The following is a 14,002-nucleotide window of genomic DNA, read 5'->3' on the forward strand; positions in this document are numbered from 1 at the left end:
ATCCAATGCTCATTTGGGGCACCAGGGGATATCTGTACCAGCTCGCCATGATGACGCTCGTCTGCGGGAACTGCGGCAACCCGGCCGCCCACGGCCTGCGGAAGTACGTCACCAAGTTCACGCTGTTCTTCATCCCGCTCTTCCCGGTCTCCACCAAGTACCGCACGCAGTGCACCTTCTGCGGCATGGAGCAGCAGATCACCAAGGAGGCCGCCGAGCAGCTGCTCGCGACGGCCGCCGCGCCGCAGCCGGGCCACCAGCCCCAGCCGCAGCAGATGCAGGGACAGGCTCCCGGGCAGAACCCGTACCAGCAGTAACGGCAGCGTCGGAGCGGTCGTGGAGAGCTGTGACAAAGCCGGGAAAGCTCCGCGACACCGCCCGCCTACCGTGGTCGCCATGACTGCCTCCACGCCCTCCCGCCCCCGCCCGCGCCGCACGGCCCGGCTCGCGGCCGCCGCCGCGCTCGCCCTCGCCGTGGGCGGCGGGCTGGCGGCCTGCGGCTCGGGGTCGTGGGGGGCCAAGGCCCCCGACGTCACCGTCCAGAACACCACCGCCACCACCCGGGCCCGCCAGCAGATGAGCCCGCTGAAGGCGGCTCAACCGACCCGGGTGGTCATCCCGTCGGCGGGCGTCGACGCCGGACCGGTGCTGCGTCTGGGGCTGGACGACAAGCAGGCGCTGGAGGTGCCCCCGGTCGACAAGGCGGAGCTGGCGGGCTGGTACACCGGCAGCGTCACGCCCGGCGAGCGGGGCGCGTCCGTGATCGTCGCGCACTACGACACCGCCAAGGGGCCGGCCCTGATGCGCGATGTGCGGAAGATGCACGTGGGGGACGTCATCGAGGTGGGCAGGGCGGACGGTTCCACCGCCGTCTTCCGGATCCGCGAGACTCAGCAAGTGGACAAAACAGACTTCCCTACGAATAAGGTTTACGGCAAGACCGACCGCCCGGAACTCCGCCTCATCACCTGCGGCGGCCCGATCAAGAACGGCCACCGCTCGGCCAACATCATCTTCTACGCCGATCTGGCGCAGGTGAAGTAGCCGGGCGCGGTGCCGCTCCCGGCGCCGCCGTCCGCACGACAGGAGCACCTTGACCCGCCACCGCCGCCCCGTCCGCACAGCACTCCTGCTGTTCACCGCCGGCGCCGCGGCCCTGCTGCTCCCCGGCTGCGGCAACGCGGGCGGCCTGGAGGGCGCGGGCGCGACCCCGACGGCGGTCGGCCCGGTCCATCTGTGGCCCGATCTGCCCAAGCCCACGACGACGCCGCTGGACTTCGGCGAGGGCCAGACGGAACGGGTCCCCGGCATCAAGGTGCCGGGCGGCGACGTCCGCACCCTCGACCCGGTCGCGGTCGTCCAGGCCGAGGTGCGGGCCCACCCCGACCAGTACACGGGCGCCGACGGCCTCTACGAGGAAACGGTTCGCCAGCTCCATCAGTGCCGGTCGAAGCCCAAGAGCTGCCCGGTGCTCAAGGCGTACTACCGCGATCTGACCGGCGACGGCAGGGACGAGCTGATCCTCGGCATCAAGATGCCCGAGCAGCAGCTCGCCGTGCGCTGCTACATGCCCGACCGCGGCGCCCTCACCCGGATCATGTCCACCTCGGACCAGCTGATCGGCGTGGAGCTGGCCGGGCAGGACGTCATCCTGCACTCGGTCTCGGCGGGGATCCCCGGGTACGAGTACCGCACGGCGTGGTCGTGGGACGGGCACCAGCACGCCATGCTCCCCACCCGCGACGAGATCATCCGGGTGGAGCCGAAGCACTCCCTCAACCCCCTCCCCCACCCCAGGACCTCCGGCCCCTCGCCGCGCTCCTCCGCGAGCGCCCGGTGAGAGCGCCCCGGCTGCCCGCCTGGACGGCGACGCTCACCTGGAAGGCCGCGGTCTTCATCACCGTGATGTGCTGCGCGCTCGCGGCGCTGCTCGGTGTGCTCGTGCACGTCTCGGTCACCCGGCAGACCGTCGGCCAGGCCCGCGACAAGGCGCTGGACAAGCTGGAGGAGGTCTCGAGGGCGTACGAGGCGGGCGAGCCGCTGCCACCGGGCGCGGGCCTCGACCCCCAGGACCTGCCCACTTCGCTGCGCGACCTCGCCGCCTCCGGCAAACGCGGCACGGTCGTCGCCGACGACCGGGGCCGCCCCACCATGTGGGCGGCGGGCCCGGCCGACGGCCGCGCGATCGCGGTCGCGATCGACTACAGCCAGAGCGCCCGCACCATAAACGGCCTCGACCAGGCGATCTTCTACTCCTCCATCCTCGCCATCGGCGCGACCCTCCTGGTCGGCGTCTTCGGCGTCACCCGGGTCACCCGCCGGCTGCACCAGACGGCGACGGTGGCCCGCCGGATCGGCGCGGGCGACCTGGACGCCCGGGTCAACGACCCCCGTACGAAGGACCCTTCGCGCCCCCAGGACGAGGTGGCCACGGTCGCCGGGGCGCTCGACACCATGGCCGGGACGCTCCAGAACAAGCTGCTGAGCGAGCAGCGCTTCACCGCGGACGTGGCCCACGAGCTGCGCACCCCGCTGACCGGGCTGCACGCGGCCGCCGAACTGCTGCCCGAGGGGCGGCCCGCCGAGCTGGTACGGGACCGGGTGCGGGCCATGCGCTCGCTCACCGAGGACCTGCTGGAGATCTCGCGCCTGGAGGCGGGCAGCGAGCGGGTCGAGCTGGACCTGGAGCAGCTGGGGCCGCTGGTGGAGCGCGTGGTGCGGACCTCCGGGACGCCCACCGAGCTGGTGATCGCCCGCGACACCTGTGTGGAGACCGACAAGCGCCGCCTGGAGCGGGTGCTCGCCAACCTCCTCGGCAACGCCCACAAGCACGGCGCGCCGCCGGTCGAGCTGACCGTGGACGGCCCGGTGGTGACGGTACGGGACCACGGCGCCGGATATCCCCCGTATCTGCTCGACCACGGCCCCCAGCGCTTCCGCACCGAGGGCGGCAACAAGGGGCACGGGCTCGGCCTGACCATCGCGGTCGGCCAAGCCTCGGTCCTGGGCGCCCGGCTGAGCTTCGGCAACGCACCGGACGGCGGCGCGCTGGCACGGCTGACCCTGCCGGAGTACGTGGACCGCGACGGCGTACCGGAGGAGTCCGGGCACCCGGACGGGCAGGCCGGGGCGGGTGGCCCGGGCGCGCCGCGTACTCCGTCCGGCGGTCCTCGCACCCCGTAGCGCTTTGCGGGAGTCAACGAGCGAACCTAACGTGAGCGGGGCGAGCCAAGGGCCGTCGAGCACGGCCCTCCCGTCCCCCAGGAGGCACTGTGTCCCGCCGTAACCCACTTGCCCTGTTCGGTCTGTGCATGGCCACCGGCGCGGTCGCCGCCCTCGTGGCGGCCGGCCCCGCGACCGCCGAGGAATCCGCCAACAACGGCTACAAGGGCCGCGTGACGGCCAGGTCCGGCCTGCTCCTGAGGGACAAGCCGACCCGCAGCAGCAGGATCGTCGGCACGGCGCCGTACAACTCGATCGTGCACATCTTCTGCAAGACCAGGGGCGGCAGCGTCGACGGCAACAACCGCTGGTACCTGCTGATGGACGGCACCTGGGCGTGGGGCTCGGCGCTCTACATCGACAACATCGGCGCGGTGCCGCGCTGGTGCTGAGCCGTCACCTCACAGCCCGAGCAGCTTCGCCTTCGCGGCCGTGAACTCCTCGGGCGTGAGCAGCCCCTGCTGAGCCAGCCGTCCCAGCCGACTCAGCAGGTCCACCAGGGCGGCGTCACCGGGGCCGGGCTCCCCGGCCGCCGCCCCGGGGGCGGAGGCGGACTCAGCGGCGGCCGCGTCCTCGCGCGCGGACTTCGCGGGCCGGGGGCCGCCCACGAGGAGCCCGCGCAGCAGCGGGGCTCCGGACGGGCGCACCACGGGTCGTACCGCCGCTCGGGCGGGCCGGATGAACATGGCTCAGCCTTCCTCTCGTACGGTGCGGGTGGGCCGGGTGAACATGGCTCAGCCTTCCTCTCGTGCGGTGCGGGTGGGCCGGGTGAACATGGCTCAGCCTTCCTCTCGTGCGGTGCGTGCGGTGCGGTCCGTGCGGGCGGTCCGTCCGCTCTCCGTCCGCGCGGCCAGCGCCGCCCTGACCTCCTCCAGCCGCTCCGGCGGGATCCGCACCGACCCGGCGACGTGGCCGCCCGCGGCCCGTACCCCCTTCGCCGCCTCCTCGGCCCACAGGTGCTCGATCAGCACGACCAGGGCGCAGCTGCCGAGGTCCAGCAGGTCCGCCGCCTCCCTGACGTCCTCCGGCCCGATCAGATGCTCGACGCCCTCGCCGACCAGCACCCCGGACAGCTCCTCGAACTCGTCGAGCTCGGCGGCGAGCACCTCCCCGGCCGCGGTCCTGGTGACCACCAGCGCGTCGACCATCCGTACGGCGCGGGATCTGCGCACCCCCACGAGCGAGTCGACGGCCTGCACCCGCAGCTGCTCCTCGGGGAAGGCGAGGACGATGAACTCCACGGGCCCCATGGCCGTACTCCTCAGTGACGGTCCGTCAGTTTTCCGCCCACGGTTTCCCGCCTCGGCGTTCCCGCCCCTCGGCACACTATGGCATAAGGGACATAAGCTCCTCCGCTTGCTACGTTGCCCGACATGACCGCACCGACGGCGGCGGACGAGCCTCCGCCCGCCCCGCGCCTCGCCCGACGCCGGGGCGTCGAACTCTCGCTGCTCGTCTGCGCCGTCCTCGCCTCGGTCTACGGGTACGCGGACGTCGGCCTCGCCAAGAGCGGCGCCCTCCCGCCCGACGCGGCGCGCTACGGCGCGGGGCTCGGGCTGCTCGCCCTCCTCGCCCATCTGGCGGTCCGCCGGTGTGCCCCGTACGCCGACCCGCTGCTCCTGCCCATCGCGGTGCTGCTCAACGGGCTCGGCCTGGTCCTGATCTACCGCCTCGACCTGGAGACCCCGCACAGCCGGGCCGCCGCCACCCAGCTCGTCTGGTCGACGATCGGCGTCGGGCTCTTCACCGTGGCCGTCCTGCTCCTGCGCGACCACCGGGTGCTCCAGCGGTACGCCTACCTCTCGGCCGCCTCCGCCCTGGTCCTGATGGTGGTGCCGACCCCGTTCCCCGCCGTGAACGGGGCCAAGATCTGGATCCGGCTGGGCGGATTCTCCTTCCAGCCGGGCGAGTTCGCCAAGATCCTGTTCGCGGTCTTCTTCGCCGGCTACCTGGCCGCCAACCGCAACGCGCTGGCGTACACCGGCCGCCGGTTCTGGCGGCTCCAGCTGCCGACCGGCCGGGTGCTCGGCCCGATCGTGGCGATCTGGCTGCTCAGCGTCGGCGTCCTGGTCCTGGAGCGCGACCTGGGCACCTCGCTGCTCTTCTTCGGCCTCTTCGTCATCATGCTGTACGTGGCGACGGGCCGCACCGGCTGGATCGCGGTCGGGCTGCTGCTGGCCGCGGCCGGCGCGGCGGCCGTCGGCTCACTGGAGCCGCACGTGCACAGCAGGGTGCAGGACTGGCTCCACCCGTTCGCCTCCATCGACGCCGGCCGGGGCCCCGGCCAGCTCGCCCAGTCACTCTTCGCCTTCGCGGCGGGCGGCATGTTCGGCACCGGCCTCGGCACCGGGCACTCCATCCTGATCGGGTTCGCCGCGAAGTCCGACTTCATCCTGGCGACGGCGGGCGAGGAGCTCGGCCTGGCCGGGCTGACGGCCGTCTTCCTGCTGTACGCGCTGCTCGTCGCCCGGGGTTACCGCGCGGCCCTCACGCTGAGCGACTCCTTCGGGCGGCTGCTCGCGATCGGGCTCGCCTCGATCCTCGCCCTCCAGGTGTTCGTGATCGCGGGCGGGGTGACGGGCCTGATCCCGCTCACCGGCATGGCGATGCCATTCCTGGCCCAGGGCGGCTCCTCGGTGGTCACCAACTGGGTGATCGTGGCGCTCCTCATCCGGGTCAGCGACAGCGCGCGCACCCCGCGCCCGGCCGTGGAGACCGCCACGCCCACCCCCGTCCGGACGGGAACCCGATGATCCGCTACATCCGCCGGGCCGCCGCCTGCTGTCTGCTCCTGCTGGTGGCGCTGCTGGTCAACGCGGCCCGCGTCCAGGTCCTCCAGGCCGACGCGCTCGACGCCAACCCGGCCAACCGCCGTACCACGCTGGCCCGTTACGGCCAGCCGCGCGGCGACGTGCTGGTCGACGGCGACGCCGTCACCGGCTCCAAGGACACCCATCAGCCACTGCGGTACGAGCGCACGTACACCGACGGGCCGCTCTACGCGCCGGTCACCGGGTACGCCTCGCAGGTGTACGGGACGACGCTGATCGAGGCCGCCGAGGACCCGGTGCTCTCCGGCACCTCCCCGCTGCTCAAGCCGCTGTGGAGCGGCCTCACCCGCAAGCGGCAGCCCGGCGGCGACGCGGTCACCACCATCAGGGCGACCATGCAGCGGGCCGCCTACCGGGGGCTGGCCGGCAAGCGGGGCGCGGTCGCCGCCCTGGAGCCGGCCACGGGCCGGATCCTCGCGCTGGTCAGCAGCCCCTCGTACGAGCCGGGGCGGTTGTCGGGGAACGGGCGGGCGGTCAAGGGCGCCTGGTCCGCGCTGAACGCGGACCCCGACCAGCCGATGCTCAACCGGGCGATCCGGCAGACGTATCCGCCGGGCTCGGCCTTCAAGATCGTGACGGCGGCGGCCGCGCTCGACGCGGGCGCCGTCACCGATGTGAACGCGCCGACCACCACGCCCGATCCCTACGTCCTGCCCGGCACCAGCACCACCCTGCCCAACGAGGCGGACGGCTGCGGCAAGGCCTCGCTCGCGTACGCCGTGGTCGTCTCCTGCAACACCGTGATGGCGCACCTCGGGGTGAAGGTGGGGCTGGCGGGGATGCTGGAGGCGGTGGGCCGGTTCGGCTTCAACGACACGCGGCTGCGGATCCCTTCGGGGGTGGCCAAGTCCAACTTCGACAAGAAGATGGGCCCGGACCAGCTGGCCCTCTCCTCCATCGGCCAGTTCGACACCACGGCGACGCCGCTCCAGATGGCGATGGTCGCGGCGGCGGTGGCCAACGGCGGTGAGCTCAGGTACCCGTACCTGGTGGAGCGCACGACCACCGCGCACGGCACCACGGTCGCCCTGAACGCCCCGCGCACCTACCGCCAGGCGATGAACCCGGCCACCGCGGCCCAGCTCCAGCAGCTGATGGTGGACGTGGTGGAGAAGGGCACGGGCACCAACGCGGCGATCCCCGGGGCGAAGGTCGGCGGCAAGACCGGCACGGCCCAGAACGGCGTGGGCAACCGCGGCCACCCCTACGCCTGGTTCATCTCCTGGGCCCAGGCCCCCGACGCGGCCCAGCCGGCCGTGGCGGTGGCGGTGGTCGTCGAGGACGCGGAGGCCAAGCGCGCGGACATCAGCGGCGGCGGCGACGCGGCCCCGATCGCGAAGGCGGTGATGGAGGCGGCGCTGAAGGACTGAGGAGGTCAGCTCCCTCCGAGGCGGCGGCCGATCGCGGTGAGGTCGAGATCGACAGGGAACGGGACGGTCAGCTTGAGCTGCTTGTGGAAAATGCCGCTCGGCACGTACGACTTGGTCGCGGGGTCCAACTCGTAGACGTACACCACCGGTAGCCCGTCGTTCTCCTCCACCCGCCAGAAGTGCGGAACACCTGCCCGCGCGTACTTGCGGGGCTTGACCTCGCGGTCGCGCTCCACCGAGTCGTCGGAGACCACCTCGACGGCGAGGATGACGTCTCTGGGCTCGAACCAGGTCTGCCGGGGGCCCGTGTCCGCGTCGACCGGGACGACGAGGACATCGGGCTCCGGCCGATTGCGCTTGTCGAGCTTGATCGTCATCTCCCCGATGGCTTCCAGGTGTTCCGGCGCCTGGCTCGTGAGCATGTGCACCAGAAAGTGAATGGTGCGCGAATGGAACCGGGTTTGCGGACTCATGAAGAACAGGCCCCCGTCGATCAGCTCCGTGTGCGGAGGAAGATTCGGGAGGTGGTCGAGGTCGTCCGCGGTCCAGCCGCCCTGGGGCGGGCGGGCCCACTCGTACTGGTCGTCCAGCCCGTAGTCTCGCGCGGCGCTCATGAATGCTCCCATGGGGAGGAGTCTGCGTAGTACCGCCAGCCTACCCAGCGGGAATGCGGGAGCGCCGCACGAACGAGTGACGGGTTGCTCAGCCCCCCGCCCCCTCCGCGATCGCCTCCGCCACTTCCGTGACCCGTGCCGTCTCCTCCTGGGCGAACCGCTCGCGGTCCAGCTCTTCCGCGATCTCCTCGTCCTCGGCCATCAAGAGGTCGAGGTTGGAGTCGCCGAGTTCCAGGACGCCCATGTCCACGTACGCCTGCTGGAGGCGCTTGCCCCACAGGCCGATGTCCTTGACGCAGGGGACGATGCGACTGAACAGGAGCTTGCGGAACAGGTGCAGGAACTCGTTCTGCTCCGAGAACTGCTCCGCCTCCGCCTTGGGGATGCCGAAGTTCTCCAGGACCTCGACCCCGCGCAGCCGGTCGCGCATCAGGTAGCAGCCCTCGATGACGAAGTCCTCGCGCTCGCGCAGCTCCGCGTCGCTGAGCTGCTTGTAGTAGTCGCGCAGGGCCATTCGCCCGAAGGCCACGTGCCGGGCCTCGTCCTGCATCACGTACGCCAGGATCTGCTTCGGCAGCGGCTTGTCGGTGGTGTCACGGAGCATGCCGAAGGCGGCGAGCGCGAGGCCTTCGATGAGGACCTGCATGCCGAGGTAGGGCATGTCCCAGCGCGAGTCGCGCAGGGTGTCGCCGAGCAGGCCCTGGAGGTTGTCGTTGACCGGGTAGAGCATCCCGATCTTCTCGTGGAGGAAGCGGGAGTAGATCTCCGCGTGCCGCGCCTCGTCCATCGTCTGGGTCGCGGAGTAGAACTTCGCGTCCAGGTCCGGCACCGACTCCACGATCCGCGCCGCGCACACCATCGCGCCCTGCTCGCCGTGGAGGAACTGGCTGAACTGCCAGGAGGTGTAGTGCTTGCGCAGCTCGCCCTTGTCCTTGTCGGTCAGCTTGGACCAGTAGCGCGTGCCATAGAGGGTCATCGCCTCGTCGGGGGTCCCCAGCGGGTCGTACGGGTCGACGTCGAGCTCCCAGTCGATCCGTTTGGCGCCGTCCCACTGCTTGTCCTTGCCCTTCTGGTACAGGGCGAGGAGGCGCTCGCGTCCGTCGTCGTAGTCCCAGCTGAAGCGGGCCGCGCCCGAGGCCGGGACCTCCCAGACGGGGTCCTGTGGGCCGTTCACATACAGGTCGTGCGTCGACACGTGCGGCTCCTTCGCCTCGCGGTGCTTCCTGACCGGCTGCCTGACTGCCCGTTACACGCTGGCTCCCTGGCAGGCTCACACGTTGGTAGACGCCGGGTCAACAAGTCGGACCCAAGGGATTGACGAGCTTGCTGACAAGCAGTCTCATAAGAGTTGACCGCCGGTAACCCCCTTCGAGACCGACTCACCGAGGTGCCCCTGCCATGACGACCGTGACGGAAACCGAAGTGCTCCGCGACGCGCTCGGACTGCTCCGGGACCGCGAGGAAGTCGCCGAGCGGCTCCTCGCCTCCTCCGCCAAGCACTCCTTCGACCCCGACAAGGAGCTGGACTGGGACGCGCCGTTCGAGGACGGCAAGTGGTTCTGGCCCCCGGAGCTGCTCTCCCTCTACGACACCCCGATGTGGCGCAAGATGTCCGAGGACCAGCGCTTCGAGCTGGCCCGCCACGAGGCCGCGTCCCTCGGCTCGCTCGGCATCTGGTTCGAGATCATCCTGATGCAGCTGCTCGTCCGGCACATCTACGACAAGTCGGTGACCAGCAACCACGTGCGGTACGCCCTCACCGAGATCGCCGACGAGTGCCGGCACTCGATGATGTTCGCCCGGGTGATCAAGCAGGGCGGGGCGCCCAGCTATCCGGTCCCCCGGCTCTACCACAACCTCGCGCGCGTCCTGAAGACCGTCTCCACCACGCCCGGTTCCTTCGCCGCCACCCTGCTCGGCGAGGAGATCCTCGACTGGATGCAGCGGCTGACCTTCCCGGACGAGCGGGTGCAGACCCTGATGCGCGGCGTCACCCGCATCCACGTGGTCGAGGAGGCCCGCCATGTCCGTTACGCCCGCGAGGAGTTGCGGCGCCAGATGGTCACCGCGCCCGCCTGGGAGCGGGAGCTGACCAGGGTCAGCTGCGGCGAGGCGGCCCGCGTCTTCTCCACCTGTTTCGTCAACCCCAAGGTGTACGAGAACGTGGGCCTGGACCGCCGGGAGGCCGTCGCCCAGGTGAAGGCCAGCGGCCACCGGCGCGAGGTCATGCAGAACGGCGCCAGGCGGCTCACCGACTTCCTCGACGACATAGGCGTGCTGCGCGGCGTGGGCCGCCGGCTGTGGCAGAGCTCGGGCCTGCTGGCCTGACGGGCGCACGTCCCCTCACCGTGCCGCCGTTCACCGTGCCGCCGTTCACCGTGCCGCCGTTCATCGTGCAGCCCACCGCGTCCTTCACTCCCGGCCAACCCCGCACGAGCACCGGCGTAAAGCGGCTGCCCGGGGATTACGCTGCCCGTATGACCTCACCGGCCGCCACCCCCGCGTACCGCAGGCTCAGCGTCGAGGAGCGCCGCACCCAGCTCCTCGGCGCCGCCCTGTCGCTCTTCGCGCACCGGGCTCCGGAAGACGTCTCGCTCGACGACGTCGCCGAGGCCGCCGGGGTCTCGCGCCCGCTGGTCTACCGCTACTTCCCCGGCGGCAAGCAGCAGCTGTACGAGGCGGCGCTGCGCTCGGCCGCCGACGAGCTCGAACTCTGCTTCGCCCAGGCCCAGACCGGCCCGCTCACCCAGCGCCTGGCCCACGCCCTGGACCGCTACCTCGCCTTCGTCGACGAGCACGACGCCGGGTTCTCCGCCCTGCTCCAGGGCGGCAGCGTCGCCGAGACCTCCCGGACGACCGCGATAGTCGACGAGGTGCGCCGGGCCGCCGCCGAGCAGATCCTCCTCCACCTGGGGGTGGAGAGCCCGGGTGCACGGCTGCGGATGATGGTGCGCACCTGGATAGCGGCGGTCGAGGCCGCCTCCCTGATCTGGCTCGACGAGGAGAAGCAGCCGCCGCTGCCGGAGCTGCGCGACTGGCTGGTCGACCACCTGGTGGCCCTGCTCACCGCGACCGCCGCCACCGACCCGCAGGCGGCCGCCGTGGTCCGGGCCGCCCTGGCCCTGGAGTCGGCCGACGGCCCGGCCGGGCTGCTGGCCCGCCGGGTGATCCCGGTCCTCGCCGACGCCACCCACCTGCTGTGACGCGCGCGGTGCGGGGCGCACCGGTGTGACACTGGGGGCGTGCAGAGCGAGAACACCCTCTTTGTGGGCGGGCCCCTCGACGGGCGCGTCCTGCCCGTACTGACCGGCCCCACGGGCAAGCCGCCCCAGTGGTACGAGATCCCGGTCCCGGACGCCGACGGCGGCCCGCCGGCCGTCCACGCGTACCGCCTGGAGCCCGCCGGGCACAGCAAGCGGCTCGGACTGCCGCGCGGCTGGAAGTACACCTACGTCCCGGAGGGACGCGAGCCGCGCCGCTGGCCCTGGAGCAAGCCGAGGCCCCGGGCGTAGCCACCGCGCTCCCGGTGTCCGTGGGGCGCGATAAGCTCGCTGGTCCACGCCGTGCCGCAGGGGGAGTTGAACCATGGAGGCGCTGACCGCCGAGGAACCGCGCGAGCTCGGTCCGTACCGGATGCGGGCCAGGCTGCGCGAGACCGGCACCGCCCGGGTCTATCTCGCCCACGGGGCGGACGGGCGCGGGGTCTGTGTCACCGCCGCCCGCCCCGACCTGGCCGCGCTGCCCGCCTTCCGCAGCCGCTTCCGCGCCGAGGCACAGGCCGCCGAGCGGCTCGCCGGGCCCTGGGTGGCGCCGGTCCTCGCCACCGGCCCCGAGGAGTGGCTGCCGTGGCTGGCCACCCCGTTCACGGCCGCGCTCACCCTCGCCGAGGCGGTGGCGCTGGCCGGACCGCTGCCCGAGCAGGCCGTCCGCACCCTGGGGGCGGCCCTCGCCGCCACCCTGGAGCGGGCGCACGCGGTGACCGGCGAGGTCTTCCAGGGCCTCGGCCCCGACGTCGTCCTGCTCACCGCCGACGGCCCCCTGGTCACCGCCTTCGGCGTGCTCGGCGCCGCCGGTGCGGCGAGCGCCGGGGAGGGCGGCCGGCTCGGTGTGACCGTCGGCTATCTGACGCCGGAACAGGTCGCCGGGGAGCAGCCGGGGCCCGCCGCCGACGTCTTCATGCTGGGCATGCTCCTCGCGTACGCGGCCGGGGGCGCGGGCCCGTTCGACTCCGGCCCGGCCGACGCGGCCGCCCACCGCATCGCGCACTCGGTCCCCGACCTCACCCCGGTCCCGGCCGCCCTGCGCCCCCTGCTCGGCCGCTGTCTGGCCAAGGCGCCCGGGTCGCGCCCGGCGCCGGCCGAGGTGGCCGCCGAGCTGGTCCCCGGCGGGGCGGCCCCGGCGCCGGGCGCGGGGTGGCTGCCGCCGCGCCTGACGGCCGCGATCGCCGAACGGGCCGCGCAGGCACAGGAGTTGCCAGGCCCGGTGGTGACCGACCGGGTGCCGGAACCCGCCGCGCCGCTGCCCGCGCCGGGGCTCAACGGGCACCCGGCCACTCCCCCGCAGCCCGCCTGGTCGGCGCCGCAGCCCCTGCCCGTACCGCCGACCCGGGCTCCCGAGACCGCTCGGCCCGCCGCCAACGCCCTCTCCCGGCTGACCGCCGACCGGCGGTCGCTGCTGACCGCCGGTCTCGCGGCGGTGGCCGGGCTCGCGGTCGGCGCGGCCGGGGTGCTGGCGTTCGACGGGGACGACGGGGACGGCAAGGCCCCCGCCGCCGACAGCAAGCCCGCCGCCCGCCCGCAGCCGGTGCCCGGCTCGCCCCCGGCCGCCCGCTGGGGGTACGCGGTGCCGGGCGGCAAGCTCCTGGGCACCCCGCTCGTCCAGGGCACGGTCCTGGTCGTGCCCGGCGCCGCGCTCACCGGCGTCGACCTGCGCACCGGCAAGCAGCTGTGGAACCGCCCCGAACTGGCCGGTCTCGCCCAGCTCCAGCCGGCGGGCCCGGACGCGGCGGTGGCGTTCGGGGTCGGCCCCACCGACTTCACCTGGTTCGCGGTGGCGGACGGCGCGATCCGCCAGAAGGTGGCGTACGCGCAGCTCGCCCCCGGCATGGGCACCCCCGAGGTGCGCGCGCACCTCGGCACGACGGTCTGGTTCACGGCCACGGCCGGCAAGGACACGGCGCTGTACGCGTACGACATCGCGACGCGCACCACGCTGTGGCGCCGCCCGCTCGGCCGGGGCGAGAACTTCGAATGGGCGACGGCGGTCGGCGGCCGACTGATCGCGCGGCGCCCCGCCGCCGCCCCGCCGAAGGGCGCCAAGCAGGTGCTCGGGGAGTTCTTCGCGGTCGACCCGAAGACGGGCAAGGACCTGTGGGCGCGGTCGTACGGGACGGTGCTGCCCACCGACGCGGCGGTGCTGTCCCCCGACGGCACCCTGCTGACCACGGCGGGCGGCGGCCTCCAGGCGTTCGACCTGGAGACCACGAAGCTGCGCTGGCAGCGCGCGAAGGGCGCCGGAGTGTATGGAACTCCGTTGCTGAGCAAGGGAGTTGTGTACGCCCCGGACAACGGCACGAAGGTGGCGGCGGTCGCCGCGCCGGACGGCCGGGAGATGTGGACCGGGTCGACGGACCTGGCGCCCGCCGGGCCGGTGGAGACCCGCGCGGTGGCGAGCACGTCCGGCCGTACGGTCCTGGCGCTCGACCCGTTCCAGGTGACGGCGCTGGACGCGGCGAGCGGCGAGCGGCTGTGGAAGTTCCAGGACGCGGGCGCCAAGGAGCAGTCGGCGGACCGGGGCACCTACCGGGCGGTGGCGGCGGGCCCGGACGCGATGGTGGTGTGGCACGGCGCGACGCTGTACGCGCTGCCGGTGGGCTAGGGCCTGTCGTCAAATTCCCGTCGTCGCCCGAAGGGCGGTCCGGCGGCGTCTGGTGCGTGCTCTCGGCGCGCCGGGCGAGAGCCCTCGT

General features: G+C 72.9%; 15 protein-coding genes. 11 read left to right on the plus strand and 4 right to left on the minus strand.

What is annotated here, in order from left to right:
• The first annotated feature begins 5 nt into the window (after positions 1-5).
• From AB0G17_RS30275 to AB0G17_RS30295, 5 genes are all read left to right on the plus strand, one after another.
• Positions 6-317 carry a zinc-ribbon domain-containing protein gene (locus tag AB0G17_RS30275; RefSeq protein ID WP_361389649.1) on the plus strand — a complete coding sequence of 104 codons (312 nt, stop codon included), beginning with the start codon at positions 6-8 and terminating at the stop codon, positions 315-317.
• Positions 318-396: 79 nt separating this feature from the next.
• Positions 397-1,044, plus strand: a complete 648-nt coding sequence (locus AB0G17_RS30280) for a class F sortase (protein ID WP_361389651.1) — start codon at positions 397-399, stop codon at positions 1,042-1,044.
• A 49-nt stretch (positions 1,045-1,093) separates the two neighbouring features.
• Complete coding sequence (locus AB0G17_RS30285; protein ID WP_361389653.1) at positions 1,094-1,840, plus strand: hypothetical protein; 747 nt, start codon at positions 1,094-1,096, stop codon at positions 1,838-1,840.
• A 65-nt stretch (positions 1,841-1,905) separates the two neighbouring features.
• Positions 1,906-3,183 (plus strand): HAMP domain-containing sensor histidine kinase, encoded by a 1,278-nt coding sequence (locus tag AB0G17_RS30290; RefSeq protein WP_361389685.1) that lies wholly within the window; start codon positions 1,906-1,908, stop codon positions 3,181-3,183.
• 128 nt (positions 3,184-3,311) lie between these two features.
• Positions 3,312-3,614: an SH3 domain-containing protein gene (locus AB0G17_RS30295; RefSeq protein ID WP_361389687.1), complete on the plus strand. Its 303-nt coding sequence runs from the start codon at positions 3,312-3,314 to the stop codon at positions 3,612-3,614.
• A gap of 9 nt (positions 3,615-3,623) precedes the next feature.
• Here the strand turns inward: AB0G17_RS30295 and AB0G17_RS30300 are convergent, their stop codons facing one another.
• On the minus strand, positions 3,624-3,908 hold the full coding sequence (locus AB0G17_RS30300; RefSeq protein ID WP_361389655.1) for an SHOCT domain-containing protein: 285 nt from the start codon (positions 3,906-3,908) through the stop codon (positions 3,624-3,626).
• Positions 3,909-4,001: 93 nt separating this feature from the next.
• Entirely contained in the window at positions 4,002-4,472 is a 471-nt protein-coding gene (locus AB0G17_RS30305) for a DUF6325 family protein (RefSeq protein WP_361389657.1), read from the minus strand.
• A 123-nt stretch (positions 4,473-4,595) separates the two neighbouring features.
• Here AB0G17_RS30305 and AB0G17_RS30310 point away from each other — a divergent pair, with 123 nt between their 5' ends.
• Together AB0G17_RS30310 and AB0G17_RS30315 are read left to right on the plus strand one after the other, a co-directional pair.
• On the plus strand, positions 4,596-5,975 hold the full coding sequence (locus AB0G17_RS30310) for an FtsW/RodA/SpoVE family cell cycle protein (RefSeq protein WP_361389659.1): 1,380 nt from the start codon (positions 4,596-4,598) through the stop codon (positions 5,973-5,975).
• A complete protein-coding gene (locus AB0G17_RS30315) occupies positions 5,972-7,423 on the plus strand; it encodes a penicillin-binding transpeptidase domain-containing protein (RefSeq protein WP_361389661.1) in 1,452 nt (483 codons plus the stop codon). The genes AB0G17_RS30310 and AB0G17_RS30315 overlap by 4 nt, the downstream gene beginning before the upstream one ends.
• Before the next feature lie 5 nt (positions 7,424-7,428).
• Here the strand turns inward: AB0G17_RS30315 and AB0G17_RS30320 are convergent, their stop codons facing one another.
• Positions 7,429-8,037 (minus strand): Uma2 family endonuclease, encoded by a 609-nt coding sequence (locus tag AB0G17_RS30320; RefSeq protein WP_361389663.1) that lies wholly within the window; start codon positions 8,035-8,037, stop codon positions 7,429-7,431.
• A gap of 88 nt (positions 8,038-8,125) precedes the next feature.
• Entirely contained in the window at positions 8,126-9,232 is a 1,107-nt protein-coding gene (locus tag AB0G17_RS30325; RefSeq protein WP_361389665.1) for a ferritin-like domain-containing protein, read from the minus strand.
• Between the two features lie 203 nt (positions 9,233-9,435).
• Between AB0G17_RS30325 and AB0G17_RS30330 the strand changes: the two genes are divergently transcribed.
• From AB0G17_RS30330 to AB0G17_RS30345, 4 genes are all read left to right on the plus strand, one after another.
• Positions 9,436-10,365 carry a diiron oxygenase gene (locus AB0G17_RS30330; RefSeq protein ID WP_361389667.1) on the plus strand — a complete coding sequence of 310 codons (930 nt, stop codon included), beginning with the start codon at positions 9,436-9,438 and terminating at the stop codon, positions 10,363-10,365.
• A 149-nt stretch (positions 10,366-10,514) separates the two neighbouring features.
• Positions 10,515-11,240, plus strand: coding sequence for a TetR/AcrR family transcriptional regulator (locus AB0G17_RS30335; RefSeq protein ID WP_361389669.1), 726 nt, complete (start codon positions 10,515-10,517; stop codon positions 11,238-11,240).
• 39 nt (positions 11,241-11,279) lie between these two features.
• Positions 11,280-11,549, plus strand: a complete 270-nt coding sequence (locus AB0G17_RS30340; RefSeq protein WP_361389671.1) for a hypothetical protein — start codon at positions 11,280-11,282, stop codon at positions 11,547-11,549.
• A 73-nt stretch (positions 11,550-11,622) separates the two neighbouring features.
• Positions 11,623-13,914, plus strand: a complete 2,292-nt coding sequence (locus tag AB0G17_RS30345; protein ID WP_361389673.1) for a PQQ-binding-like beta-propeller repeat protein — start codon at positions 11,623-11,625, stop codon at positions 13,912-13,914.
• The last annotated feature ends 88 nt before the right edge of the window (positions 13,915-14,002 follow it).

Origin of the sequence: Streptomyces sp. NPDC023838 (genome assembly GCF_040639555.1) — a bacterium.
Taxonomy (GTDB): Bacteria; Actinomycetota; Actinomycetes; order Streptomycetales; family Streptomycetaceae; genus Streptomyces.

Coding starts and splice junctions, on each gene's coding strand:
- AB0G17_RS30310 (WP_361389659.1), top strand. CDS start 4,596: ATGACCGCACCGACGGCGGCGGACGAGCCTCCGCCCGCCCCGCGCCTC.
- AB0G17_RS30330 (WP_361389667.1), top strand. CDS start 9,436: ATGACGACCGTGACGGAAACCGAAGTGCTCCGCGACGCGCTCGGACTG.
- AB0G17_RS30335 (WP_361389669.1), top strand. CDS start 10,515: ATGACCTCACCGGCCGCCACCCCCGCGTACCGCAGGCTCAGCGTCGAG.
- AB0G17_RS30280 (WP_361389651.1), top strand. CDS start 397: ATGACTGCCTCCACGCCCTCCCGCCCCCGCCCGCGCCGCACGGCCCGG.
- AB0G17_RS30320 (WP_361389663.1), bottom strand. CDS start 8,037: ATGAGCGCCGCGCGAGACTACGGGCTGGACGACCAGTACGAGTGGGCC.
- AB0G17_RS30305 (WP_361389657.1), bottom strand. CDS start 4,472: ATGGGGCCCGTGGAGTTCATCGTCCTCGCCTTCCCCGAGGAGCAGCTG.
- AB0G17_RS30315 (WP_361389661.1), top strand. CDS start 5,972: ATGATCCGCTACATCCGCCGGGCCGCCGCCTGCTGTCTGCTCCTGCTG.
- AB0G17_RS30275 (WP_361389649.1), top strand. CDS start 6: ATGCTCATTTGGGGCACCAGGGGATATCTGTACCAGCTCGCCATGATG.
- AB0G17_RS30290 (WP_361389685.1), top strand. CDS start 1,906: ATGTGCTGCGCGCTCGCGGCGCTGCTCGGTGTGCTCGTGCACGTCTCG.
- AB0G17_RS30300 (WP_361389655.1), bottom strand. CDS start 3,908: ATGTTCATCCGGCCCGCCCGAGCGGCGGTACGACCCGTGGTGCGCCCG.
- AB0G17_RS30295 (WP_361389687.1), top strand. CDS start 3,312: ATGGCCACCGGCGCGGTCGCCGCCCTCGTGGCGGCCGGCCCCGCGACC.
- AB0G17_RS30345 (WP_361389673.1), top strand. CDS start 11,623: ATGGAGGCGCTGACCGCCGAGGAACCGCGCGAGCTCGGTCCGTACCGG.